This is a genomic window from Ruegeria sp. BI12, from assembly GCF_056537985.1.
Map to the genome: position 1 here is coordinate 684,226 of NZ_JBQFSL010000002.1, position 26,356 is coordinate 710,581.

The following is a 26,356-nucleotide window of genomic DNA, read 5'->3' on the forward strand; positions in this document are numbered from 1 at the left end:
AGGATTATCCGGTCCAGCCAAGGCCAGCGGAAATGGCATTCATGGATTGCAAAAGAGGAACAGGAACAGATCCTGCGTACGGTTCGTTTCGCAACTGTTGCAGCAGTCGAACTTGCAGCGTGTGAATGCGGGCTAGTTCAACCTGCTTGCGTTCGAAGCGTTCGCGAAGGCGAGGGAACCGTTGACCGATGGTTTGACCGCCGGTCAGAAACTGCACAGCGCCACAGGCAATATCGTATTCAGAATTGATTGCACGTGAGATGCGTTGACGGGTCTCTTCATCATGGACCAACTCGCTGTACTGCGTGGCGATACCCATATCCGCCTGATAGAGCGACTTCTCTATTTCATCGACAGCAAGACGGAATAGGCGGGAATGCTGAAACATGTCCTGCAGAACTTCGTCGCCGCGCGCGCCGCGAAATTTGCGGAAGCTTGCCATTGCAGCCCCGAATCCGTACCAGCCTGTGATCAGGTGCCGGTTCTGTGACCAGGCAAAGACCCATGGAATGGCACGCAGGTCATCCAGACTGGCGGCACCAAAGCGGCGTGCAGGGCGGGATCCGATTTTTAGGCGAGCAAGTTCCTCAACTGGGCTGGCCTGTTGGAAATAGTCAAGAAAACCCGGCATCTGCAGAAGCGAGACATAAGCTGTCTGTGACAGTTCTGACAAGGCATCCAACGCGTCGTCAAATTCGGGCCGGGTTGCGGTTTCGCTGGGGTTGGCGGTATGTCGCAGCGTGCTTGAGAGCAGCAATTCCAGATGCGCAGCAGCTGTGCCGCGGTTGGCATATTTTGTCGACACAACCTCGCCCTGTTCAGTTACGCGCAAGCGTCCGGCAATTGTTCCACTGGGTTGCGCGGCGATGGCGCGTCCGGTGGGTGCTCCGCCGCGGCTGACGGAACCGCCTCGCCCGTGGAAAAAAGTGGCCTTGAAACCCTGAGAGGCCAACGCTGAGACTACCCTGCGTTGCGCGCGCTCCAACTCCCAGGTTGAACAGAAATAGCCGCCATCCTTGCCGCTGTCCGAATACCCAAGCATCACCTCGATCACCTTTCCGTCGGACTTCAGGCTGCGCCGGGCAAGTGGAACATCCAGAACGTCCAACAGGATCGCCGGAGCATTTCGCAGATCGGCTATCGTTTCGAACAGTGGGACCACTGAAATATCCAGAGTTTCAGACCCGAACCCGCCATATCTGGCCAGAAGATAGACGCCGAGAATATCGTCGGCAGAACGGGTCATGGACAGGATGAATGGTCCGATCGCTTTGGGATCTGGTCCGGTACGGATGCTATACATCAACGCCAAAAGAGCGAGCAGTTCCTGCGCCTGATCACTTAACGCGTCGCGGTTTTGATAGGGCAGGTTCTGATCTGCCAATTCGGCCCGCAAACGACCAGACCATTCAGGCGTGCCATATTCGGGAGCCTGCCCGGATTGCGACCAGATTTCGGCCAGCACATCGGTTGTAACGGTCGAGTTTTGTCGGATATCCAAGGTTGCCGTTCGGAATCCGAAAACCGACGCGGCCCGACGCAGAGGTCGAATGTGCCTTCGCGCCAGTATATCGGCATTGACCGCGCATAATGCAGCATCAAGCGCGTCAAGATCGCTTACGAATTGCGAGATGTGATCATAGCCGCCAACTGTTAGTCGATGGCGGATTGCATTGAGAGCTTGCCGGAACGGTTCGTTTCGATTGCGATCATCGTCCGGAGACCGATCGACTATTTCTTGTAAACGCGCCCTGTCGGGCTCGGGTAGCGGCAGTATGAGTGCACTGATACTTAACCTGCTTGCAGCTTGATCAAGTGCCTGACGATAGAGACCTAGAACCGTTTCACGTCCTCGTCTCAGTGCAAACGCGGTCATCTCGGTTGTGACATTCGGATTGCCGTCCCGATCACCTCCGATCCAGCTGTGAAAGCGGATATCGGGAGTTTCACTAAGGCTCTGACCTAACACTTGCAGGCAAGCCTGATCGAACCGATCCATGACTTGCGGGACGGCATCAAAGATAGCATCACGGAAGAATTGCAATCCCCATTCGATCTCGTCGTGCAGGCTTGGGCGTGACAGGCGAAGCTCGCCTGTCAACCACAACAGATCAATCTCACCTTCCAGACTATTCAGCAATTCGGCACGTTCGGTCGGGGTCCAGCGCTGCGTTTCCAGACTGACAAGGTTGCGGTAAATCCGTCGGTGAATTTCCAGAACAGTGACCCGCTTGGCCTCGGTCGGATGCGCGGTCAGTGTGGGACCAACGCTCAAGCTGTCAGTCAGCTTTTTCGTTTGGGTATTCGTCAGGGAAAGGTCCGACAACACCTCTGCAAATCCGCCTTCTACCGCCTCGGCCCCTCTTTGGGTCTCTGTCAGACGGCGGTCGCGAACTTCAGCGTTTTCATCGATGATGCGCAATAGTTGGAACCAGATCGACAGAGCTTGCAGATGTGGTATCGCTTCGGGCCCGGTGGGGATAGGTTGCAGCGGCAAGGTCTCGGCCCATGTCGCCACATGTGGTGCCCGTTTCAGCAAAATGTTTCGCCACAACGACCGCAATTCCAGACGCAGTCCCTCGGCATAGTTCGAAGGGTCCGGGGTGGACTGAATATTGGTGACCAACCCCGTACCTGTTGCTAGGGTTTCGGGGGTATCAAGAGGAGGGGAAGTCTGAAATGTCATCTGTTAACGTCCTCGGCTGTGGACTGGTCACCAATGCCCGTTATGGTGCATTGGTGACAAGGAAACGCGGACCTGCCTCTTGACGCAACGTAGTTTACTACTGCTTTAGCATGTCTATTTGGGTGGGTTTTTAACTATCTTTTTGGGTCAATATACCAAAGTATACCATTGTAGTTCCTACCCAATTGGGTGGATTTTTAAGAAACTGAGTGAATGTCAGATTGTTGAAACTCAACAGGACCCGACCGACGTCACGTTGGTGGCCTAACTCGTTAGCACGGCGCGATCGTTTGCAAATGTCGCACAGATCAGGTGGTAATTTGGAACCAAGAGCATCGGGTGATAACCAGCTGGGTGAAGCAGCCGGTACATCCCAACACCGGACCTGCGATCCGCGAACAAGATTCTGCGTACTGAGCTTGCAATTTAGACCTTCGCCGTCGGCGAAAATCGACCGTGGCTAGAATTGACAACTCTCGGGACGGTGCATCCGAACACAATAAGGGGAACCTTTCAACCATAGTATACCCGACACTTGTGCTGAACGGCAGTTGGTCTCGCTTGTTTAATGCCGTGCGAGGCATGAGTGACTGGCAGCCAAACCAGACTTGCGCGAATGTGTTTTGCATCGCGTCACATTCATTTGGTCATGTTTGCTAAAATACTATGGGCAAAGCCTCCGGTGCTCATGACGCAATTAAATCTGCTTTTCGAAAGCCACACGGAAGCACTGTGGTGATCCCGTGTGGTATTACTTTATGCAATCATGTTCTGGTCGATCACTTCGAACGAAAACTCGTCGACTGAAAACATCGTGTCATCTATTGCTGACAGCTCGACTTCATCGAAGGTCGTGCGCCCCAGCGATCCCGAGAAGTCCCCGTCATCCGCATCCGCCACCATGGTGCCGACAAGGACCCCATCATCATAGAAGGCAACTTCGACTTCACCGGTGCCGTGACTGTCGCCAAAGCTAAAGATGAACTCCACCGCTTCCAGGTCCGTGTCCTCCAACGCAATTCTGAGGCTTTCATCCCCGTCGACAAATGCGGCATCTCGGCGGAACAATGCGTCGTCGAATGAGAACACGCCAATCGCGCCATGCTTGATCGTAACCAGTTCCAAATTGGTCGGATCGATCGCATCCACCTTGATACCCACATCCGAAAACGTCAGGCTGTTCCGAACCGGACCAAGCTTGTCGACATCTACAACTTCGCCATCGATGCTTTCAAAGGCCTTGGTTGTGAACCAGCGGCCCGCTTCGAACTCAACCGCCAAATTCTGGGTCTGAGGTATGAACAGGCTTGCCACCATGGGATCGTGATCCGAGGCGCGCCCGCTGGTTGCGGCGAACTCCGAATTGACGTGGACGATATCAACCAATGCCCCGGAATGCAGATCCTCGGACACGAGAATATGGTCCAACGACTGGCTGTTGCCCTGAAACTCAAAGCTATAACGTTCGTCTTCCGGAATATCGTTTGTTAGGTTGACGAGGTCGGTATTGGCCTCAAGGTCAGCTACGGGTGAGACAAATTCAAACTCGTTGAAGTCACCCAACACAACAGCATTGGCACCATCACCCAGCCCGTTGACGAAATCCTGAACGGCCTGGCTCTGGGCTTGGCGCTCATCCAGACTGCCGTTCACATCAACGTCTTCTTGGCGAGCGGCAAAGTCCTGTTCAGTTCCCAGAATAGGCGCAGAACCACCTTTGGACGAAAAGTGATTGTTGACCACCGTGACGGTTTCACCGTTGAATACGAAATCAGCGACCAGAGGCAGACGTGCCCCTTCAAACGCTTCGCCTTCACCTTGCCCTCCGATGGTCTGAACTGATCCTTCCACTAACGAGACACGATCAGGGTTGTATAGAAAGGCCGTGCGGATATTGCCGCCGGGCTGTCCGCCGGATGTGCCATCCCCAATAAAGGTGTTGTCAATCACCTCATAAGCCGGACCACCCGCTGCCAGGATTGCTGCCGCCAGTTCCGCCAGGGTTTCGGATGCCGAGACGGTTCCGTCATTGTCCGAGCCCGAATTGTCCTGCACCTCTTGCAGACCAATGATGTCAGGGCTGTTGAGGTTGTTGGTTATCTGCTCGGCAATGGCCGCAAACCGGCCGTCGGCAACGTCCTGATCGCCGTCACCGTCATTCGGATCGAGGTTAAGTACGTTGTATGTGGCAATAGTCAATTCGTTGGTGGAACCGGCCAGCGTCGTCGTTTCCTGCTCCAACCCGGCTGATTGGATATTCGGTGTAAAGTCCTCAGTTGGTAGGATTTCGAAGTTTCCGAAACTATAGCCAACCACACCTGTGACGTCGCCAAGATGATCACCGACATTCACGGTCGGAAAATCAAAGTCGAAAATGCCGCTGTCTTCGTCGATCTGGATTTTTTCCGGATTGAAGTCATCTGGTGAGATATTGAGTGTTCCACGCTCAGAAAGACCAGTTGCGCCACTGCCCTGATCGGCCACTGCAAAGATTTCGCCGAACCGGTTGGTTCCGCTGACGGCCTGCAGATCGGTGGCGGTTACACGCATCCCCTCCAAACTTTCGAAGAAATCGATACCGTCCTGGTTTGGATCGAATGAGGCAAACGCATCGTCGTCGATGCTTTGATTGGGAACAGACCGCTCACCCGGGTCAATGCCAATCAAAACCGCCTCGGGCAAATCATTTCCCGATGATTGCACTTCAAGGTCAAAAACGTTGGTCAGTTGCGTGGTCGGTAAATTGCCGCTGCCTGTTCCGCCGGGAAAGAATTCGGCAACGGTACCGCCCACGGAAATGGCGTCACCCACGGTGACGGTCGGGCTTGATCCGGTGAACACGAAAATCGCATCCGACGTCGCATCGTTCCCATCGCCATCCGGATCTTGCAGATAGAACCCGTTGGAATCTACAGCGGTGACGATGCCGCTGGTTGAAACCATATCGCCCAGAACGTTCGAAGTTCCAGTTGGCAAATCGTCGAAGAATTCGGCAACCGTTTGGCCATCTGCCAGAACAAATTCAGACACATGGCCTGCGCCCTGGATCTCATAGATCGACACAATTTCGATGTCGCTGGCTGAGATGGACACCTCGACAACAGGGGCCAGAATGCCGTCGAAGGCTGGATCGCTCGAGGTGACTGTATGCTGAATGTCGACAACCTCGGCCGCTTCGGGCAGATCGTCGTCAACAGCGGCGACCGCGACTTGTTGAGGCTGGTCGAAGTTTGACGCGTCAAACACCAGTTCGGTTGGCACAGCATCAAGATCAGCCCCTGCGGCTATGGTGATTGTGACCGGCTGATCGGGCGCTTTGGACAACGTGACTTCATATGCATCCGTCATGCCACCTTCATCGGCGGCAAGATCCAGATCGTTGATGATGACCGATGGCAAGGGCGCAGCATCTGTGACTGTGAACCCCGCTGGTTCGACATCGTCAATCCTGGTATTGCTGGTTGTCCAGTTGGCGGGATCGTTGATGGCTGCCTGTAGCTCGGCCTTTGTACCGGTAAGCGGGCCTTTATAAACGCCGTTGTCGATTTCGGTGAGGGCAATTGCGCTGGTTCCGACGGTCAGCCCCGAGGGCAGCGCAGATGTATTCGACGATGTTGCGTCAGACTCAAATCCGTCCCCATTGAAATGAACCGACGCGACAAAACTGGGTGTTTCTTCGTCACCCTGATACGCGTGGATCTGATCACCGCTGGCCGAGAAGTTCGGCCCGGTAAATGCGGGGTTTATCACCGTACCCGCAGCGATGTTTGCTGGGGCGGTCCAGACGAATACGCCCTCGTTGCTTCGGAAACCACCGGCAGCGAACCAGCCGTTATCAGTGAATTTGATCTCGGTTCCGGCTTCGATGTCGGTCAAAGCAACAAACGTGAACTCATCGGGATTGTCTGAATTGAACCCTGTAAACGCAATATCACCCGCGGCCAAAGTGGTAACCATATGAACCTCGCTTTTTGATTTGATGAATGAATGGCGGGTCGGTATGCGACTCACCGTGATACAACCTAAGGTAGCTCAACCCAGAGAAATTAGTTAAATAGTTGTGTGCGCCGGACCTAATACGGCGGAGCTTTGCCATTCAAAGACATGGCGTATGTTTTTTTATCCTGACTCCGTTGCTCAACCTTCTGCTGGCTATGCCCTGCGCGCGCTAGAGCTGTGTTGTTCTGCTCCGGTGCGCGCCGCTTGCAACAATGTACACAAAAAACGGTCAGCGCTTGGTCGATATGCGATATTCATGCGTAAACACGCAACATTCTGACCGTTTTGCATTCGCCACCAGTGTAATGCCGGCCTGATCGGCAAGTTCAACTGCAATGGCCGTTGGCGAGGATACCGCAATCAGCATCGGGCAACCCATAGCAGCTGTTTTCTGGACCAGCTCAAGCGACACACGTGAGGTCATAACCACCGCCCCATTGACAGGGTTGATGCCGGCATGGACCAAAGCACCGATCAGCTTGTCCAGTGCGTTATGGCGACCGACATCTTCGCGGGCCATGACAATTCCCTTACCCGGCATCAGAAAACCGGCGGCATGGGCCGACCGTGTCTGGTCATGCAAGAGCTGATGATCACGCAGAAACTCGGGCGCGAGTGCCACTTCGTCTGCCTCGATCCGCAGCGATCTATCCACGACACAGGGTAGGGGTCGCGTCACCTGTTCTAGACTGTCGATGCCGCACAGCCCGCATCCCACCGGCCCCATCATCGCGCGTCGCCGGGCCGAGACGTGTTCCGACGCGGCCTCTTTCAACCAGAACCGCGCCTCAATCCCTGTCTTGTGTGCGACCTGTTCAAAATCCGCGATGTCATCTTGGCCCGCGATGAAGCCTTCGGTCATGGCAAATCCCAGAACAAAGTCATGGATATCTGCAGGTGAGGCCATCATCACTGCCGCCGTCGTTCCGTTGAACACGACCGCTACTGGGACCTCTTGCGCCAGTTCCCTGATCTGAGACGCCTGGTAAGGGTAACGAGTGGCCGTGACCATCCGTGACGCGGGAAAATGAACGTCAAGGCTTTCCCGGAATAGCTCGGTCATGTCGAATGCACTCTGGCAAGAGTGTTGTGACCTTGTTCCGTCAGCGAAAAGAACACGCGCTGAGACCGGTCATGGCGGTCAACAAGGTCGATCAGCCGAAGGTCTTCGGCCAACGCCACACATTCCCGCAGCACCAGCGCATGCGCAACCCCCAGCATAGCCGCAAAGCTGCGGCTGTCCTGTGAAAGACCATGATGGGCTGCCGCGATAATCCCGGCTGCCAGAGGACTTAGATGATCCGGGTTCCGTTCCAGCAGGCCAGTGATGGTTTGCTTCAGCATGTTGTCCATCTTCACTGCTCCTGCAATTCGAACCGGACCACCACAGACTTGGAGGCGGGAGTGAAACTTTTGTCGCCAAAGGACTGATATGGCACCAGCACATTCAGTTCGGGGTAGTAGCCCGCGACGCAACCGCGGGGAATGTCATAGGGCACCAGTCGGAAGTTCTGCGCAATCCGCTCAATACCATCATCATGGCATCCGACCACATTCACCCGGTCGCCTGCTGCTGCACCGAGTTGTGCGACATCTTTGGGGTGCATGAATACTACCTGACGCTCTCCGTAAACACCGCGGTAGCGGTCATCCATGCCGTAAACGGTGGTGTTGTACTGGTCATGCGAGCGGAAGGTCTGTAGCACAAAGATCTGATCGTGGCTTTGGGCGCGCTGCCACTCGGTCTGATCTGGCAGATCGGTGGCGGAGAAATTGGCGCGGCCAGTCGGGGTCTTCCAATCCCGCACAGCGGCGCTGTTGTACAAGTGGAACCCGCGTGGTTTCCGCACCGCTTCGTTATAGTTGGCAAACGCGGGCAGAACCCGGGCGATCAGGTCGCGGATTTTGTCATTGTCTTCAGCCAGAGCATCCCAGTCGACCACGTCGCTGCCGACTGTTGCCTTGGCGATGCCCGCGACGATGCGAACCTCGGATTTCAGGTCTTTCGAGGCTGGGAGATTAATCCCGCCCGAGCCATGCACCATCGACATCGAGTCCTCGACAGTCACAATCTGACGCACACCTGCCGAGTTTCGGTCGATCTCGGTGCGGCCCAGACAGGGCAGGATGAAGGACTTTTTACCCGGCAGCAGATGACCGTGGTTCAGCTTGGTGGCCACATTCACCGTCAGGTCCAGCTCACCAAGCGCCTGCGCGATCAGCTTGCTGTCGGGTGTTGCACGGGCAAAGTTACCGCCCAGCCCGATAAACGCTTTGGCCTGTCCATTGAGCATCGCGCCAATAGCATGCAGAACATTGTGGCCGGGGTCGCGGGGCATAGGCACACCCAGCTCACGTTCCATCGCGTCCAGCAGTGGGGCAGGGGCCTTTTCGTTGATGCCAACTGTTCGGTCGCCCTGCACGTTGGAATGACCGCGTACAGGGCACAACCCTGCGCCGGGTCGTCCAATATTGCCGCGCATCAACATGACATTGGTGATCTCTCGGATCATCGGAACGGAATGTTTGTGCTGTGTTACTCCCATCGCCCATGTGGTGATGACCCTGTCTGCGTCCATATAGATTGCCGCCGCCTCTTCGATCTGGGTCCGGGTCAGGCCGGATTGTTCCTCGATCTGGGTCCACGAGGTCTGATTGACCACCGCGCGATAGGTGTCGAAACCGTGCGCATGTTCGGCAATGAACGCATAATCCAGAACCGGCGTTTTTCCTTGAGCCTTTGCCGTGTCATCTGCCGCGAGCAAGACCTTGGCCATGCCGCGAAAGATAGCCATGTCGCCGCCCAGACGCGGGCGGTAGTAATCAGTCGAGGTCGCTTCGGACCCACCGCGGATCATCTCGAGCTTATTCTGCGGGTCGGCAAAGCGGTGTAGACCTTTTTCCTTGAGCGTATTGAATACCACAACCCGCGCACCCCGTTGTTTGGCCTTGCGCAGATCGGCCAGCATACGCGGGTGATTGGTGCCGGGGTTTTGGCCAACCACAAAGATCGCATCCGCCTTTTCAAAATCCTCAAGCAGAACCGTGCCTTTGCCGATACCGATCGATTCGTTGAGCGCCACGCCGCTGGCCTCGTGGCACATATTCGAGCAATCCGGGAAATTGTTTGTACCATAAAGGCGCACGAACATCTGATACAGAAATGCCGCCTCGTTGCTGGCCCGGCCGGACGTGTAGAACTCGGCCCGATTTGGATCGTCCAGCGCGTTTAGCGACGCGCCGATCTCGGCAAAGGCGGTGTCCCAGTCGACCTTTTCGTATTTATCGGTTGTGGGGTTGTAGCGCACCGGATGAGTCAGGCGCCCCTGATGTTCCAGATCGTAGTCCGTCCAGCCGCGCAATTCCGTGACACTATGTTGCGCGAAAAATTCGGGCGTGACTCGGGCTTTTGTGGCCTCCCAAGCGACGGCCTTGACGCCATTTTCGCAGAACTCGAACGACGACCCATGCTCAGGATCGCCCCAAGCGCAGCCGGGGCAGTCGAAACCGTCCGGCTGGTTTGCCTTCAGCATGGTTTTTGCGCCCGACAAAGGCTTACCGCTGCCCATAAGCTGACGGCCAACGCTTTTCAGGGCACCCCAGCCGCCAGCTGCGTTTGAGCTCTTACCGATATGCTTCTTCGTCATTCCCGGTCCCATTTGCTTTCTGTTCGGGCGGGGAACACGCGCGGAACATGCTCCGGAAACCCGGGTAAAATTCTGAATTCACTGTGATTTCTCAAACGCTTCCGGAACTCAGGTTCCAGTGGCTGATTCAAATTCTAGATGCGACGGAATCGCGGAACTGTCAATTGATGAGCAGGGTATTTGATAAGTTTTGCGTTGGTATTGTCTGATTTTACGATAAGAATTTCTGATTGGTTGGGCGAAATGAACATCTTCAACTATTGCGTTCCCGAAACCGAGCGGCGGCGCCAGGCAACTGCACGTGAACACGTGGAGATATGCCAATGGCTGGATCTGACCGGCACGAACTTGGGTATGGTGCCCTTGTCAATCGGCTTTGACGGAAACAGAACCGTCTCGTCCGGGGAAGTTGTGCCATTCAATTTGGCTGATATGGCGTTGTCTTCTACGATGAATGTGAGCTGCCTGACTGTGGCGGATGGGGCCGTATTTGCGCTCAACTGGCAGCCGCAGATAGGCAATACCTAGCGTTTGTTCCGGTTGGACGATCAGAACGGGTCGGGTCTGATTGATCAGGCGGGCGAGGTTTCGGAGGTCTGGAATAGCTTGACGCTGCCGCCGGGAACCGAGGCGCAGAGCGCATAATCCGTAGCAGCAGACGGGGCAGGGGCCTTGTCCATTTCGGCAACCGGTTTCGATGGATCTGCTAACGTGCTGCGGCTGAGTGACACCAACCTCGACGGGGATTTTTAGACCTCATTGAAACAACCATGTTCGGGTCCAGCACTTTCACGAATCTGCTGGCAAAACCCCGCGCCGTTGAGTTCTATGAAAGCGCTTCGCCATTAGCGGCCTCGGTCGAGATACCAGTTGCCGATGATAGCATGTTTGCCATGGCGCTGGCGGTGATCATGCAGCGCCTGTTGCCCGTTTAGAGGCACCGAAAAGACCGGAGGATTTGTAGATGCAGCTTCGCGGGTACCGTTCAAACTTTCTGCCATAGACGCTTTCGTTGTTAACTAGTGAATGACGCGTCAGTCATATCAGGGCGAAGGTCGGCTCATGATTTCTTTCCCAGGTGAACAGAATCCGAAAGATTGATCCCGCCACGCTAAACCGCTGATTGACACGATACCCTGCCGCAATCGTTGACGCATCACGCCGCTGCAAAGACCCATGCGACTGGTTCCGGCGAACGGCGAGATCTGTATTACAGTATATATATCAAGAGCTTGTGTCTTCCAAGCGGTCGGAAAACTCTGTAAGAGACTCGATTTCATGCTTTCAGCACATCGAAACAAACTGGCTGCGACAAAATTCTTCGCCCGTATGTTGGAATTCAAAGGTCTACCGTAAATTAATTGTCGACAAAAAACGATTTCGTTGTGCGATCCCGATCAAGACAGTCGGGCGGAGAAACTTATTTGGCTTTGTGGAACAAGATCACAGGTTCATCAAAAGCCGACCGCGCCCGATGCCCGGCTTAGAGTCTTTTAAGCCCGCACCTGTTTCAGGTATCGAAGTCGCGCACATGATCCGCAATCGCGTTGCAATTTTCGCCGTATAATGCTGACCTTACCGGACAGATGCGTGCAACCTGTGCGTGCCAATCCGGAAGGACAGCTTATGGTCGATACCAGTCCTGTAAACTTACAATACTTGACTAACCCTCTCCTGAACAAAGGCACCGCCTTTTCAATGCACGAACGAGAACAGCTCGGGTTGTTGGGCCTTCTTCCGCCACACATCGAAACACTCGAATCCCAGATAGATCGTGTCTATGCAGCCTTTGAACGCGAGGAGACGCCGCTGGACAAGCACATCTATCTTCGTGGTCTGCAAGATGACAACGAGGTTCTGTTTTATGCACTTTTGGCACGACACCTGTCTGAGATGATGCCGATCATTTACACACCTGTTGTGGGTGACGCCTGCAAAAAGTTCAGTGAGATCTACGACCACCCACGCGGATTGATAATCTCGTACCCCGAGCGTGACCGGATAGACGACATACTTGAAAATGTCGTCTTGCCCTCCGTTGAAGCGATTGTTGTCACCGATGGAGAGCGAATTTTGGGATTGGGCGATCAGGGTGCTGGTGGCATGGGAATCCCGATCGGTAAGCTCTCGCTTTATACTGCTGCTGGGGGAATCGACCCTTCTGTAACGCTCCCGGTGGTATTGGATGTCGGCACCAACAATCAGGAACGGCAGAAAGATCCCCTTTATATCGGCTGGAGGCATGAACGTGTAAGCGGGGATGACTACTTCGATTTCGTGGATCAATTTGTGCAGGCAGTTAAGCGCAAATGGCCAGATGTACTGCTTCAATTCGAGGACTTTGCACAACAACACGCGGCACCGCTTCTTGCGCGCTATCGCGATCAGTTGTGTACCTTCAATGATGACATTCAGGGAACCGCTGCGGTTACAGCCGGTACTTTGCTAGCCGCCTCCGACGTAACGGATATTCCGTTAAAGGACGCTACCATTGCGTTCCTCGGGGCCGGGTCAGCGGGAGTGGGCATTGCCGAGCAACTGGTCCGACTCATGATCCGCCAAGGATTATCTGAGACCGAGGCGCGCGGGCGTATCTACATGGTGGACCGGAACGGCTTGTTGACCGATGCGATGACAGACCTTCTGCCGTTCCAAAAACAAATTGTCCAACCCCTTACCAAAGTAGAAAGCTGGTCCGATGATGAAATCTCACTGCTGGATGTGATAACTCATGCCAAACCCAACATTTTGGTTGGTGTCAGCGGTCAGGCCGGCTTGTTCTCAGAGGAGATCATTCGTGTGATGGCGGCTAACACAAAACACCCGGTTGTGTTGCCACTTTCGAACCCAACATCCAGAATTGAAGCCGTGCCCGCGGATATTGTTCACTGGTCAGATGGCCGCGCAATGGTCGCTACCGGCAGCCCGTTTGATCCCGTAGTTTATAACGGTAAGACGCACCACGTCGCACAGTGCAATAATTCCTATATTTTCCCTGGAATGGGGTTGGGTGTGTTGGCCGCCGGTGCGCGCCGGGTCACTGACGGAATGTTCATGGCCGCCGCCGAGGCTCTGGCCACATTGTCGCCTGCAAAGTCCGATCGCAGCGCTAGCTTGCTGCCCGATGTGGAAGACATTCGCCAAGTCAGCAAGGCGATCGCCTTTGCCGTTGGTCAACAGGCACAGTTGGATGGGGTTGCGCCTAATTCCAAAGAGAATGACCTTAAAGCAGCGATAGATGCAAAATTCTGGGTCCCGCATTATGAGGAAATTGCCTGAACCCGACCGGCGTTGGAGTGGCCGGAAGGCTTCCCTTTGTACCGTTCAGAAGTCACCGAGCCTATTTTAGGGGACAAAACGCGGTTTCTGAGCGTGGACCAGACTATGTTGGTTACGCTGCCTCACGTTTGAGCGGCTTTTGTACCGCAGCACAAAGGGCACCGACCAGCAAGACCGCAGACGCCACGACAAGGCTGTCTCCTATCTCTCCGGTTAAATCCCCGATGATACCAGCCCCGATAGGTCCCAGTGCCTGTGAGACAGCAAAGACCACTGTGAAAAAACTGATGGTTGCGCCCCAATCCCGTTGATCCACATTTTGGCGCACAAAGCTGGTTACGGCGGTAGGCGGCATAAAGACCGACAATCCGAATACCAGCGCAGACAAAATCAAACCATATCCATTCGAAACAAGAATGGGCAGGGCTGAACCAAAAGCGACACCAGTTAGGATAAGAGCCATTGGTGTTCCCGATGCAAAGCGGGCCAAGACTCCACGCCAAACAAATGGCGACGCCATAATACTGAACCCAAGGATCATCCACGTTGCCGTTGTCAACAGGACGCTGGAATGCTGCTCCTTCATCCAGACAGCGATGAAGGTTACGTAGACAATATAACCCATTCCAAACAGCGCATACCCGCCAAGTTGGCCAAGCATTCTGCGAACCGGTGGGATTGAAGGCAGTGCAGCGTCGTGCTCGGTTTCGCTCAATCTTGATGACGCCCAAACTGAGAACGGGCAAATCGTCAGAGCTGCTATGCCGATCCCGATCCACGCCCAGTCCCATGATTGGGCCCCGAATACGTCAAAAAAGGTTGGAAGAGTTGCGCCACATAGTGCGATACCAAGTCCACCGCCACCACCAAAGTACAAGGCGATTGCCAGCGCATTCTTTCGAGCGCTATTCTGAAACAGCGACGCCGCCAGGACGCCGCCCGACACAAATGAAAGTGCGCCGAACAATCCAACCAATGTACGGCAAGCAGTTTGAAACACGAGGTTCTCATCAAATCCAGTCGCGAGAAGGCAAACAGCAGTGGCAATAGTACCGCCTGCAAACAGCCGCGACGGTGAAAAATGCCGGATCAATAAAAATGTTAGAATCGAACCCACTATGTACCCAATCGAATTGGCGGTGTTTAGCCAACCAGATTGAGTAAGACTCCAACCGAGGCTACTTTTCATTGATGGCAAAATTAAACCGTATGCAAAGCGGCCAAAGGCATTGGATACGCTGACACCAAGCGCAAGGCCCAGCAAAATGAGCCAAGGGTTGGTAGGTTTCGCCGTGGGCATGAACATCCTTCCAAATAGGAAAATCATCGTGCCCTAACGCGCGTGGTCCTGCAATCCCAGCTGATCCGTCATAGACCTCAGTGGTTCAGTTCGGGGCAATTTTAGGTTGTATTCATTTAAAAGTTGCAGTGGAGAGTCTGGCCGACCAGTCCGCAATGTTTAACGTCGGTCAATCATCGACCGGGCGGACTTCGAAGATGACAACAAAACACGTCACAGCACGTGCGCGGCACCACTCTCTTCCGCGGCCAACCGTTTCAACGCCATCCGATCTAGCTTTCCCCCCATAGTCAGAGGCAGGGTTTCGATAATACGGACCACATCCGGTGCTTTGTATCCTATCCGCTCTCGCGCAAATTCGATAATTTCTGCAGCACGTACCGGGGCTATCCCTTTGTCCAAGCTCACAAACGCCCAAACATCCTCGCCATGCATTTCATCTCGCACCCCAACCACCACAGCTGCCGTAACGGCTGGGTGCGCTGTCAGCGCATCTTCCACCTCAGCCGGGCTGATGTTCGAGCCGTCATGAACGATGATCTGTTTCTGTCGCCCTCGGAACCAGAAATAACCATCTTCATCCCGGCGCATCAAATCGCCGGTATCGAACCAGCCATCCCGAAACGCCGCCGTCGTCGCCTCGGGGTTCTTCCAATACTCCGTCATCATCGTGGGGCTCTTTACCCAGTGCCGCCCGTCTATCCCTATAGGCGCTTCCTCACCGGCTTCGTCGCGAAGCACCGAGACATAGCCCGGATTGTTCAACCCAACGGCGCCGAGTTTTTCTGTCCCTCCATGGGTGTTGGAATGCGATGTGCCCATTTCCGTCATCCCGTAAAACGCGCCAATTGGCACACCCGCAACAGCCCCGAATGCATCGACCAACTTCCGCGAGGGCTTGTCTCCACCTGCCATCAACGTCTTTAACGAGCGAAAGTCATCACGAACCGCCCCATGCCCTGTGACCAATGAGGCCAAAGGCGCGGGTAGGATTTGAGCAACCGTCGGCCGCGTCTGCCGCAGCAGTCCCAGGAGCTCATCCGGGGAAAAGCGCCGCACAACATTCGTCCTGGCACCGGCCCAAAGCCCTGCAAACGTCAGCCGCAACCCGGCAGTATGTGAAATCCAAGAAGCCGGTAGTACAACATCCGCGGGGCCCAGACCCAGTCCTTGCGCATTGCTCGCCACCATGTTTCCCATGCTGGCATGACTATGCGTCACCCCTTTCGGCTTGCCCGTGGTTCCGGAGGTAAAAAAGATGAATGCCGGCGCTTCGGCAGCAACTGTTGGCAGCGTTCCATTATTCTCTCCGTCCAGCAGATCCTCTAAGGCGAGCGCTCCATCAATTTCAGCTGCATACGAGATCAATCTCACAGGCAATCGTGTCACATTTGGAACTGCAGCGACATCTTTGGCTCGCTCGCCATGCACCAAAAGCGCCGCTGGGGTCGCCAATCCCAGTGCATAGTCGATATCCGAGGCCGTATAGCGATAGTTTAGTGGCATAGCCACCAATCCGGCCCGCATGCAGGCCAAATAATGGATCACAAGAACCGCCGAGTTTGGCATGATAGACGCCACCCGGTCCCCCGGTGCGAGTCCCAGGCTCAGATACCTCAGTGCTAGCTGCGTGCAGGCGGTATCCAACTCCTTCCAAGTCCAAGACCCGTCCAATGCGTATAGCGCAATCGCCTTGGGATCTGCTGCCAAGCCACGGCGAAACAGATCAGTTAAATCCGCAAATGCAGCCAGCGGCGGTCCTGTTACCGGCATGTCTTCTCCTCAAACCAACCCACTTGTGCTGCTGCACGGCACCACCCCTTGTTAAACGTTTTTTGTCGTACCCGACATCTACTTTGTGAGAATGATCGCGCGGCGGATTATGTGTCAACTTGTCTTGGTGGTGCCGGTGACTGCCCTTGTTGGCTTTGCTCTTTTCACCATGCTCGCGGTGGCCATGCCGGGGATCGAGACCGCGGTTGTTCATTTGACTTTTGTCTTGCTAGCGTTGGACATCCGGAGCCAGCCTTTAGGCTGGCTTCATGTGCAATCCATCGGATTTTCTGATGGATAGGGGCGGGGAATAGAGGCTTCGGTACGCCGTAGCGATTGTCGGCGCGCACTGCTTTTGCACAACACTGGCCATTGTCGCTCATTTATTCTATGCGCGAAAAATCCAATTCAACATTGCAGCCATTCAAAAAAATTTGAGGCAAACCGTTGCACCGGCCCGAAACGCTGACTCCAGACAGGCTTGGATGGGGGAAGTTGCGTACAGCAAGCGCCATCCGCGCAATTGTGAACCATCACGGTCCCCACAGTTCACGGCCTCGTCATTATGTGCGAACGCCGGGGCCGAACTGGACAACTTTGTGAAGGACGTGACAGCTTCCGTTTGCGATTGAAAATCTAGCGAATACAAGACCGGCTGCATTCTGTTGCGATACCGGCCCCATTCTCGGCTTTATGGTACTCCGGGACATAGACAGCGCGGGACTGGTCCTGACCTTTTTTAGTCTTTCGCACTTCTGTCCGATACAATGCGAAATGGATGTCGCCCCAGTGTCTTTCTCCTCCATCCTGGGGGCACCATTTGCCTGGTTTCGCTATTTGCAAGAGTAAGGGCATGACACTGGTGATCGTTAGCTTACATGGCCCGACATTTGTCTCAGGCGACTTCCGAACAGATGTCACAGGCGGCAAGAATGTCAGTTAGCCTAGTGCATGATCCGGACCGATCCCGGGCATTTGTTTGACTATGAGCCTGCCGTCAGATTGCGGTATCGGCATTCAACGTGAGAGGTTACTGTCCGATTTGGACATTGACCACCAGTGGCAAACCGGTGAGGAACAATGTCATTCTGGCGCTACTAAATTTCTTGAATGCGCGTTGACAAATCCGTGATCCACTATGATTTCATATTGGTTTGAATGGGTTGCAATCGATAGTCTATCCAACACCGCGTCAGGTAACTTACAGGTCGCGGTTGTGCGGTGAATACAGCTCGGTCTGGACCTCATCACACGCTCTCTTCGGTGTAGCACCACATGCATCGAAGAGAGATTGGTTTGGAGTCTCCTGAGAATAGGTATGGAAATTTACGGGGTTCCATAGGCCTAAGTCTTTAGCTTTCTGTTGTAGGATAAAAAAAATATTTTACATAACATATCTTACACGTTAAATGAACTACTCCTGTTGCGCTTGTCGGAGTACGTAAATAATGGGATCGAATTATTGAGACTCGTCTCCCAATGAATTCAATAAATTGAGATTTTGCGCTTTTTCGAATGTTTCGACAGTTCAAGCGCTTAAAGTCTACGTCAAACGGAGCGCCAGTGAGCATCTTCGCAACCTGGAAACCGGCGCAGTATTGTTTTACTTGAGTTTAGTTGATCGGCGGAATGCCCTGCCCCAGCACTCGGCCCAAAGCGGCCGTTTGCGTCAGCCGCATCGAAGGTTTGGTTCGAGCCCAAAGCGGACGACGAAAAGATGGCCAATCGACAAAGGGTTTCTATTGCGTTTTCCAAACAGCGCCTACTCAATTGCCGTGCGAAATGTTGCGGTAAGTCTTTGTTCAAACCGTGGTGAGGCTCGGCAGAGGAGCCGTAGTGCAGCTCCGCCAAAGCAGCGACGTCATTGAAAATGACTACGGAGCCGCCTTCTTCCTTCGCGTAAACCAATAGTTTAAGCAAAAGACATCCAAACCAATTGCCTGAAAGACCGCAACGCGGACAAAGTGAGCTTTCTTTACCCAAACCCTATGGCAATTTCCACGACATTGCGTCACTGATGCGGCGGATTGCGGCCCGCTTGAATTTCCTGAACACGTTCAGGCCAAGTGGAACGGATATATGCGAGAATGTCCCAAATATCGTCATCGGTGAGGACATCTCCAAATCCGGGCATGCCACTTGCAAAGCCGTCGACGCCACGCGCGGCTAACGACGCCTCGCCTCCCAGTCGGGTGTATTCGAACAAAAGCTGATTGTCGTGGTGCCACGTATGCCCGGTCTCGTCATGAGGCGGCGCAGGAAGAACACCGTTGTCGTCAGGTGTCTGCCAATCTGGCTGCCCTTCGAGATTGACGCCATGACAGGACGCGCATTCTTCGGCGTAAAGGGTTTGCCCATTGCTCAAATCCCGGTCGTCCATTTCGTGATCGGCGCTTGCACCCGTTGCGAAGCCGAATAACGTAACGATCAAAATGTCCCGCTTGATCATTGGATACCTCAATTCGGCAGAGTCAGGACGCTGGTCAGCGTCGCGATTGCTGCTAGGACCACCAGAATGATTACAGCTTCGATTTCGATGGAGCGCACCAAGTGGCGGGCGGCTTTATTGTCCCCGGATTGCATAGCCGGAACGAAGCGCAGTTTGTTTGCGGCGGCTAACATCAGGACCGCGCCCACGAGCGCGAGTTTGATTAGCAGGGTTTGCCCGTAGCCCGTTGTCATTAACGCCCACATATCGCCAAGCAACATCCAAGTCATCAGCAATCCCGCCAAAATCAACGCAGGGACAATAACCGAAGCCGCCTGACCAAACTGATGCCCCAACATGGCCGCGTTGTTCAGATATTCTGGCCGTTTCGACAGGGCGCGCAACGGTCCAATTATGCCAATCCAAAACGCAACACCCAGAAGGTGCAAGAGCAATAGCACACGGACGCCGGTTACCTCCAACTCGGGCACATGCCCGATCTGGGCGAATGACCACAGGGCGATCATTCCACCGGCAAGCGCGATCCATTGGCCAACTAGGGGTATGAATACCCCGACGATTATCAAAACCGCCCCGACAACCCGATATACCAGAACGTCGCCAACCGGGGTCTGCCACAATAGACCGAGCATTTCCAGATCGGTCATGCCGTCGGCTCCGCCCGTCAGGGCGGCACCGCGCAGCATGAACCCGAGGACAGAGCCCGCAAGCGCAAGCCCCGCCAAAAGAGCAATCTGACCACGCATCATATCGCCCAGAGGCGACACCAAGTCGGCAAAAGTAGCCCGAATTAACAAAAGACCAGTCGCACCACTAATGCCAATATACAGCACCAGCTTGGACAAAATCGCGCCTATTCCCCAGATATCGGGCATGCTCAGTCTACTTTGAAAGTGAACTCGCCCTGCATGGCGTGTCCGTCTGCACCCAAGCCCCGCCATTCAATGCGATAGGTGCCTTCACCCATGCTTTGAAGCGGGAGCGCGAAGGCCCGCCCAAAACTTGTCTGGTCTCCAAGATCGAGTGTGACGGTATGAGCCTCCTGATGGATCATGTCGACTTTTGTCAGGCGAATATCATCCGCGAAATTGAAACTGATCTCAGAGGGCACTTCGGCAACTGTCGCGCCGTTTTCGGGTGTGGTGGTGTCCACACTCGAATGGGCAAAAGCGTTTGTAGCAAGTAGGAAAATCAATCCAAATGTGATGAGCTTCTTCATTGAGGGTTCCTCAGTTTATTCCATTGGTGCGCTGGATTTCGCGGATGTAGTCGACGACCATAGCCACGTCACCGCGGGTCAAGCCTTCAACCGGAGGCATATCGCCAAACTGCCAGTGGTGACTTCTGACGCCCATTGCCACAGCGCGTTGAAAGGACTCGTCTGCATGATGGCTGGGTTCGTAAATAACATGGATCAGCGGCGGCCCTACGCCTTCAACGCCTACCGCGTTGCTGCCGTGGCATGCGGCGCACGCGTTTTCGAATATGCGCTGCCCGATGGCCGCGTTTCCTTCGATCGTCGGCATCTGAATGATCACCATTGCATTGCCCTTGGTAGGCGCCGACTGCGCTGGGTCCTCAACTGGGGAGGCACGTAGGGTGATATAGGCAGCGATGGCTACCACTGCGCAAGTGCCGATCAGGAGATATTTTCGGTTCATGAACTGGTCCTAACCTTGTGTAACAGAGCGGTGCCGCAGTTAAATCGCAGCACGCTGGAACGTGTTCACTGCCGTGAACAGCGTCGGAAATCTGTTTTAAGCGTTAGGTGGTCTGTCCGGGTTGTCCGGTTCATTGAGCGTCGAGAGGCTTGAGGCTTGCCACGCCGCTACAATCACGCGCTGGTTAGGTGTCGCTTGGAAATCCTGCGCCGTGAGCGCAGCGACATTGCAAAGGAATGGATTACATCCTTCGTGCGTGGTGCCGTCTGGCTCATGTGGTGCGCTTCCACTTAGCGAAACTGAGGCGTGGTTAACATGGTGACCGACTACGGACGTATGCACGTGGCTTTCGCAATGCCCACCATTGCAATTCTCTAGCATCACGTGCGCGCGGTCGCCGAGCCCTGTCATCAGGCCCAACAGAACAACAAGAAGTGTTGCAGTTATGGTTCGAGCGAACTTCACACTGAGAACCTATCCTAGGTACTAATACAATGAAAGCTGACATTGATGTTTTGTTCAGCATTGGTAGTTTTGAGCTCGGTGCAGACGTTCGTAGAATTATCACGAACGACTGCTCTGCGGACGAAACTGACATTCTTTGGCAAGGGTCCCAATTCAAGTTTGCCAGCTTCAATGTGAGGTTTCCAACAAGCGCCGCTCACCTATCAAACGGACTCCTTGCGCTATTCCGCCCAAGAAGTATTGCGGCTAGTATAGGCCCGCATTCTAATGCCAGCGGTACCTCAAATGTCCAAAAACAGAACAATCCTTCAAAACGTCCTGATAGCAGCGACTAGTATGGTTCTTGCCGGTACGACGCTCGATGCGCAAGAAGCCGACTCAAACGCTCTCAAAGCGTCGGACACATTCGATAAGGCGATGCTCGATATCTACTATCGTGGACGGGAGGCCCTTACCGATGAAACGCGTCCGATTATGGTCATCGCACGGGACGTGACGGTGGTAACCGAGCACGGACAAAAGGTGTACCCGCGTGTTGGACCAGCCTATGACCAGTTCAAGTCCGTCGCGCATGTGTTGCTGGGTATCATCGGTTCCGTTACGCCCTGGCCCGAGGGTGACGCAGGAAAGATCCGCTGGATGAGCGACTTTTCGAAAATTCAGACCGAGATTGAGACGTTCCTGACAGCAATCGATGGCATAGGTCTTTCGCCGGAAGAACTCGCCGACCAGGTTGCCATGCTGGAAAAGGCAAACGCTTTTGTGACCGAAGCGCTCTCAAAAGAAACCCTGACCCCTCAAATGGTCGCTGATGCCATCAACGACATCCGCCCCTATTGGTCCAAGAACATGACGCGCGCAGCCCAGGTTGAATTGAATGCGCTGCACAATGCTGTGACTGCGGCACGCGCAGGCATTGACGCCGCTGATTGGGACCAGACCTATATTATCACGCACGGACCCAACTTCGTCGGGAACACAGGCGTCGTTCTGCAATACCTGCAACGGGTGATGCCTGAGAAATTCGACTCTCGCCAAGTGCTGTTCGCCGAAAACATCTCGGGCCTGGACCACCTCGTGAAATACGTTGGTCATATGCGGATGCAATGGCAAGTTGGTGCATGGGCGTTCGGCGACCCAATGAGAATGGATGTAGATCTCTTGGGCTACGAGGTCGGATCAATGCTTGACGGCATGATCATGGTAGATCCACCGAGTCATGTCCCTCAGTAAGCGATCGTAGCGACGATAAGCCTCTGCGCTACACATCAGCGGACGGCGTTTCGGGTAGGGATATCTTAACCGCAGGTGGTGCCACAGTAGGTGCTGTCCAAGGCTCACGTTTTGCATGCTAAATGCGGTAAAGCCTATGAAAAATCAGTTTCTCTTGCTCACAGCTATCCTTGCTGTGGCCGCTCCAGCATAGGCGGAAGGCGTAGCCATTGATAAAGGGGAATTAATCGCGTTGGATGCAGACGGCGATGGCAACGGTTCGGTGTCCGAAAGTGAGTTCAGGGCACAAATGGACAAGGATTTCTCTACCGCAGATAAGGATGGTGATCGCTCAATTGACTGACGGGCTAACTGATCGCAACACTACCAAAAACAATCAGCATTGGGCTCGAAGTAGTCATTCGCCGCGCAAGAAGGAATGTCTGCTCTGCAGACAAAGCTGCCGCAGGTTAAGTGGTTGTTTATGAACGGTCTTGGCCCAAACCGGACGTTCCCAGCTGAGCATTGCTAATCCCGAGTTGCTTAAGAAACAAAGAAACAGCTCCGTGGCGAAAAGCTTCACCAAAGCCTCGTTCAGGCTAACCATAGACGCAGTTTAGAGGAATTCTTCTCCATAACTGAGGTCTTGCGCGAGCCCATCGCTTCGAATCTGACAATTCGACCGAATGACTGCAAACTGAATTTGGTGCGAGAAACTATGAATGAACTTAATTCAGGACATCGGCGATTGCCCCTATCAGGTTCAACACTTGATGCGTTTCGCGGTTTACTTCGTAAACGTAGTTTCCGGCTCGCACGTAATATCCATTGCGCCGTAATCCCCACCGGCTGGGATCATCAATTCGTGTATACCCATTATAAATGTAGTCCCCACGACGGTATTTTCTAGCCTGTCCAGGCGGTACGCACGGGACTGCTTTTTTTGCCAAGCCTGGGGGACAATGTCCGGATTTGGATTTCACTTGGATTGGCTCGGTAGCGCCAACTCCACCAGCTTGCCCTGTGTTATGGCTCCACAAACTGGGATTTGCGTTTGCAGGTGACGCACCTTGAGCGGCCAGTGCCAGCGCCAAAATTCCAATAATTTCTTTCATAACGAGCACCTTCTCTATCTTTGTAGGCTAGATATGACCTTGAATGGGTCTTGGCGAGTTCATCAGCGAAGAGTCGCTTTCCTGTACGATAAATTGTTTACGACCTGAGGCCATGTGCTGCGATTGTGATCGCACGATCCAACCAAAGTGCCAGGTTAGGGTGCTCTTCGTCCACCTCGTCGCCCGCTTTATCCTTTTGTCTTTATTTCGCGAACAACATTAACCGAACGTGAACAATGTGTTCTCAAAGTATTCAATCAAATTGGGGCATAGTGCTCACGTTGGATCGAACGAGTGGTAAACCGTTTGATCGCTGACAAGGGGAAACGCATGATTAAGTCTGCCTTTGTGACTGAAGAGTCCAGCCCAACAACTGTGATGCAAACCTCCGGCAAAGTTGCCGTGGAACGTTTGTCAACCACGACAAGGTCGAGCAGCGGTCGCTTCCCTCCTATAGAAAATGCACTGACAGAAATCGTTAAAAACAAGCGGCTTTTTGAGGCACATAACAACGTCTGAAGACAGTTCAGCAGACTCTCAAACAATTCCCGATATTCGTCCAAAATATTGGAATTGATAACTGAATCCCGCTCCGGTTTGGGGCGGGGTTTCTTTTTGTGCGCCCCAGGGAAAATAACGCAACCTTTGGCGAACTCAATGAACTGCGGGCCAGCCGCTTCTCAGTCTTGGGAAACATTTGGCTGGCCCGGCGCTGAGTGCTTCCGTGAGTGGTCAGCACTTCGAGTTGATTGACGAGAAGAGGCTGGATCTTTCGTTACAGACCCAGCAACGCTTTTACCTCTTCTTCAACTGCGTCGGTGACGGGTTTGTTGGCTGCGGCTTCCAGAGCTTCCCGCTCAGCCAGCTCCTGTTCATCAACCAGCTCAACAAGCTCCTGTACTTCCTCGGTTGCTTCTTCGTATTCAACGGCGGCCTGTCGTTCGTCGTTCAGGTCTTGTGCTTCTTCGACCGAACTGTCTAAATCTGCACGTGCTTCTTTGAGCTGTTCTTCGATTTCAGGATCCGTTCCACCGGCGTCTTCTAGTGCTTGTTCAAGCTCATCCACAAGCTCCTGATTTTCCTGGACGTCGTTGAGGGCAACCTCTAAGTCATCTTCGATCTCAGATACGGGCCGTTCCGGTGGCTCCAATCCGGCGAGTTCTTCCAACTGCTCCGCAAGCTCCTCGCGAAGCGGCTCGCCTTCCAACACGGTGTCGCGGTAATTTGCTATTCGACCGACGCGAGAATTGGGGGCTGCGTTTGCCAGTGCAGTCTCGCTAGCGTTGGCCGCGTTCAATGCGCCCAGTTCCGACGGGTGAGCACCCAGCAGCGAAGCTATCGTGTTCCCCTTGGTACGGACTGCAGGACGAATGGATTCTTCCACAATCACGGTTTTCGACGTTTTTTGGTACGTTCTCTGCTTTTGCTTACCTCCAGAAGCGGTCCCACCTTTCTTGGATGTGGTAAACGTTCTCGATTTACCTTTTCCGCTAAAGATGTCCCTTAAGGAAAAACGACCGCTGTTGCCCGAAGCAGAGCGTGAGGCCTTTGATTTTGACTTGCCGGCAGAAGTTTCACCGGCATTTCGCCCGCTCCGGCTTTTGTCTGCACCTTTCTTTCCGCCTTTGTTACTGGCGGAACTATGGTCGCTACGGTCTCCTTTAGCTGAGTTACCTTTGTCGCCGCCTTTTCCTCCGGCGTTTCCATTGTCGGCGCCCTTGCCGTTTCCGCCGTCGTTTCCTCCACCGTTGCCATTTCCTCCGCCATTGCCTTTGCCTTCCTTCGCAAAGGCTACATCCGGCGCGGCGATGGTGGCCACGATGGCAGTTGATCCCAGCAATGCGATTGCCAAGGTTGATGCTTTTAACAGTCCCAAACTGGTGGTTTTCATAACAGCCTCCTCAGGGGAAATCAGCGGACGTTAATTCTTTAAATCGGCTCTCTGTGTTCTAAAGTCTCGATTCACGTACGAATCTTCAAAGTTCGTTTCCATTTAACTTGAGGGCGCTTGAACGCAGGGCTAACTGCTTGTTCATCATCGGTTCATGTCGAAAGACGTAGTCTCTAGCTGCGAATTACGAGGACATTCATGCGTGCGAAGGTGATCTTGGTTGTTGCAAGTTTGCTGGTTGCTTTGCCGATTGAGGAAGCGACTGCCCAGACACGCGAGCTCAAGCAAGGTGAACTGCGCAAGGCGACGCTGACCGGGGGCACCATCCGATTGAATCGGGTTATCAAAGGCGTCGAGAAAGCCTTTGGTGGCACCCCGGTTGATGCCCGCGCGTTTCAGGCTGATCAAATTTACTATCGCATTCTTGTCAAAAAGCCCGATGGAAAAATTGTCAGTGTAATTGTGAATGCCCAGACCGGCACGGTCGTTTCCAATCGATCCAGTGTTGGTCGACAAATATCGAAGGCAGCGCGTTCGACACCTGCCAACGTTAGCAACAGTCGCAATACTCCTGCGAGCCGTGGAAACAACGGCAATGTCAATGGTAACGGTGGCGGCAACGCTGGTGGCAATGGCAACGCTGGTGGTAATGGTGGCGGCAACGGCAACGCTGGTGGTAACGGCAACGCTGGTGGTAACGGCAACGCTGGTGGTAACGGCAACGCTGGTGGTAACGGCAACGCTGGTGGTAACGGTGGTGGCAACGGTAACGCTGGTGGCAACGCTGGTGGCAACGGCAACGCTGGTGGCAACGGCGGCGGGAATTCTGGCGGGAACGGCAAAGGCGATCGTTAAAAATAGTGCTTAAACCAAAACCGT

At 54.0% G+C, this 26,356-nt stretch carries 21 protein-coding genes; 6 read left to right on the plus strand and 15 right to left on the minus strand.

The window, feature by feature from the left end; all coding sequences use genetic code 11:
- Positions 1 to 4 precede the first annotated feature (4 nt).
- The 5 genes from ACR0AK_RS16345 to ACR0AK_RS16365 form a co-directional block, all read right to left on the minus strand.
- A complete protein-coding gene (locus ACR0AK_RS16345) occupies positions 5 to 2,686 on the minus strand; it encodes a phosphoenolpyruvate carboxylase (RefSeq protein ID WP_480794110.1) in 2,682 nt (893 codons plus the stop codon).
- Positions 2,687 to 3,442: 756 nt separating this feature from the next.
- Positions 3,443 to 6,643: an endonuclease/exonuclease/phosphatase family protein gene (locus ACR0AK_RS16350; protein ID WP_480794111.1), complete on the minus strand. Its 3,201-nt coding sequence runs from the start codon at positions 6,641 to 6,643 to the stop codon at positions 3,443 to 3,445.
- Between the two features lie 271 nt (positions 6,644 to 6,914).
- Positions 6,915 to 7,748: a formate dehydrogenase accessory sulfurtransferase FdhD gene (gene fdhD / locus ACR0AK_RS16355; protein WP_480794112.1), complete on the minus strand. Its 834-nt coding sequence runs from the start codon at positions 7,746 to 7,748 to the stop codon at positions 6,915 to 6,917.
- Entirely contained in the window at positions 7,745 to 8,038 is a 294-nt protein-coding gene (locus ACR0AK_RS16360; RefSeq protein ID WP_480794113.1) for a hypothetical protein, read from the minus strand. Before ACR0AK_RS16360 ends, fdhD begins: the two co-directional genes overlap by 4 nt.
- A 2-nt stretch (positions 8,039 to 8,040) precedes the next feature.
- Positions 8,041 to 10,332, minus strand: a complete 2,292-nt coding sequence (locus ACR0AK_RS16365; protein WP_480794114.1) for an FdhF/YdeP family oxidoreductase — start codon at positions 10,330 to 10,332, stop codon at positions 8,041 to 8,043.
- Positions 10,333 to 10,575: 243 nt separating this feature from the next.
- Between ACR0AK_RS16365 and ACR0AK_RS16370 the strand changes: the two genes are divergently transcribed.
- The 3 genes from ACR0AK_RS16370 (at position 10,576) to ACR0AK_RS16380 (ending at position 13,611) form a co-directional block, all read left to right on the plus strand.
- The gene (locus ACR0AK_RS16370; protein WP_480794115.1) at positions 10,576 to 10,860 is read left to right on the plus strand and encodes a hypothetical protein; all 285 of its coding nucleotides are present in this window, start codon (positions 10,576 to 10,578) and stop codon (positions 10,858 to 10,860) included.
- A 242-nt stretch (positions 10,861 to 11,102) separates the two neighbouring features.
- Positions 11,103 to 11,267: a hypothetical protein gene (locus tag ACR0AK_RS16375; RefSeq protein ID WP_480794116.1), complete on the plus strand. Its 165-nt coding sequence runs from the start codon at positions 11,103 to 11,105 to the stop codon at positions 11,265 to 11,267.
- Positions 11,268 to 11,958: 691 nt separating this feature from the next.
- Positions 11,959 to 13,611, plus strand: a complete 1,653-nt coding sequence (locus ACR0AK_RS16380; protein WP_480794117.1) for an NAD-dependent malic enzyme — start codon at positions 11,959 to 11,961, stop codon at positions 13,609 to 13,611.
- 112 nt (positions 13,612 to 13,723) lie between these two features.
- On the opposite strand, the gene ACR0AK_RS16385 is transcribed toward ACR0AK_RS16380, so the two are convergent.
- From ACR0AK_RS16385 to ACR0AK_RS16420, 8 genes are all read right to left on the minus strand, one after another.
- The gene (locus tag ACR0AK_RS16385; RefSeq protein WP_480794118.1) at positions 13,724 to 14,938 is read right to left on the minus strand and encodes a YbfB/YjiJ family MFS transporter; all 1,215 of its coding nucleotides are present in this window, start codon (positions 14,936 to 14,938) and stop codon (positions 13,724 to 13,726) included.
- A gap of 186 nt (positions 14,939 to 15,124) precedes the next feature.
- A complete protein-coding gene (locus ACR0AK_RS16390; protein ID WP_480794119.1) occupies positions 15,125 to 16,684 on the minus strand; it encodes a class I adenylate-forming enzyme family protein in 1,560 nt (519 codons plus the stop codon).
- Between the two features lie 636 nt (positions 16,685 to 17,320).
- Positions 17,321 to 17,551, minus strand: a complete 231-nt coding sequence (locus tag ACR0AK_RS16395; RefSeq protein WP_480794527.1) for a DUF1173 family protein — start codon at positions 17,549 to 17,551, stop codon at positions 17,321 to 17,323.
- A gap of 681 nt (positions 17,552 to 18,232) precedes the next feature.
- On the minus strand, positions 18,233 to 18,667 hold the full coding sequence (locus ACR0AK_RS16400) for a hypothetical protein (protein ID WP_480794120.1): 435 nt from the start codon (positions 18,665 to 18,667) through the stop codon (positions 18,233 to 18,235).
- 28 nt (positions 18,668 to 18,695) lie between these two features.
- Complete coding sequence (locus ACR0AK_RS16405; RefSeq protein ID WP_480794121.1) at positions 18,696 to 19,133, minus strand: c-type cytochrome; 438 nt, start codon at positions 19,131 to 19,133, stop codon at positions 18,696 to 18,698.
- Between the two features lie 8 nt (positions 19,134 to 19,141).
- A complete protein-coding gene (locus ACR0AK_RS16410) occupies positions 19,142 to 20,008 on the minus strand; it encodes a copper resistance D family protein (RefSeq protein WP_480794122.1) in 867 nt (288 codons plus the stop codon).
- Positions 20,009 to 20,010: 2 nt separating this feature from the next.
- Positions 20,011 to 20,352: a copper resistance CopC family protein gene (locus ACR0AK_RS16415; protein ID WP_480794123.1), complete on the minus strand. Its 342-nt coding sequence runs from the start codon at positions 20,350 to 20,352 to the stop codon at positions 20,011 to 20,013.
- A gap of 10 nt (positions 20,353 to 20,362) precedes the next feature.
- Positions 20,363 to 20,794, minus strand: coding sequence for a c-type cytochrome (locus ACR0AK_RS16420; protein ID WP_170560120.1), 432 nt, complete (start codon positions 20,792 to 20,794; stop codon positions 20,363 to 20,365).
- Between the two features lie 750 nt (positions 20,795 to 21,544).
- On the opposite strand from ACR0AK_RS16420, the gene ACR0AK_RS16425 reads away from it, so the two are divergent.
- Positions 21,545 to 22,492 carry a hypothetical protein gene (locus ACR0AK_RS16425; protein WP_480794124.1) on the plus strand — a complete coding sequence of 316 codons (948 nt, stop codon included), beginning with the start codon at positions 21,545 to 21,547 and terminating at the stop codon, positions 22,490 to 22,492.
- A gap of 707 nt (positions 22,493 to 23,199) precedes the next feature.
- Here ACR0AK_RS16425 and ACR0AK_RS16430 read toward each other — a convergent pair.
- Positions 23,200 to 23,586: a hypothetical protein gene (locus tag ACR0AK_RS16430; RefSeq protein WP_480794125.1), complete on the minus strand. Its 387-nt coding sequence runs from the start codon at positions 23,584 to 23,586 to the stop codon at positions 23,200 to 23,202.
- Between the two features lie 330 nt (positions 23,587 to 23,916).
- Between ACR0AK_RS16430 and ACR0AK_RS16435 the strand changes: the two genes are divergently transcribed.
- Complete coding sequence (locus tag ACR0AK_RS16435) at positions 23,917 to 24,105, plus strand: hypothetical protein (protein WP_480794126.1); 189 nt, start codon at positions 23,917 to 23,919, stop codon at positions 24,103 to 24,105.
- A gap of 256 nt (positions 24,106 to 24,361) precedes the next feature.
- Here ACR0AK_RS16435 and ACR0AK_RS16440 read toward each other — a convergent pair whose 3' ends face one another.
- Entirely contained in the window at positions 24,362 to 25,477 is a 1,116-nt protein-coding gene (locus ACR0AK_RS16440; protein WP_480794127.1) for a hypothetical protein, read from the minus strand.
- A gap of 198 nt (positions 25,478 to 25,675) precedes the next feature.
- Here ACR0AK_RS16440 and ACR0AK_RS16445 point away from each other — a divergent pair, with 198 nt between their 5' ends.
- Positions 25,676 to 26,332: a PepSY domain-containing protein gene (locus ACR0AK_RS16445; RefSeq protein ID WP_480794128.1), complete on the plus strand. Its 657-nt coding sequence runs from the start codon at positions 25,676 to 25,678 to the stop codon at positions 26,330 to 26,332.
- The last annotated feature ends 24 nt before the right edge of the window (positions 26,333 to 26,356 follow it).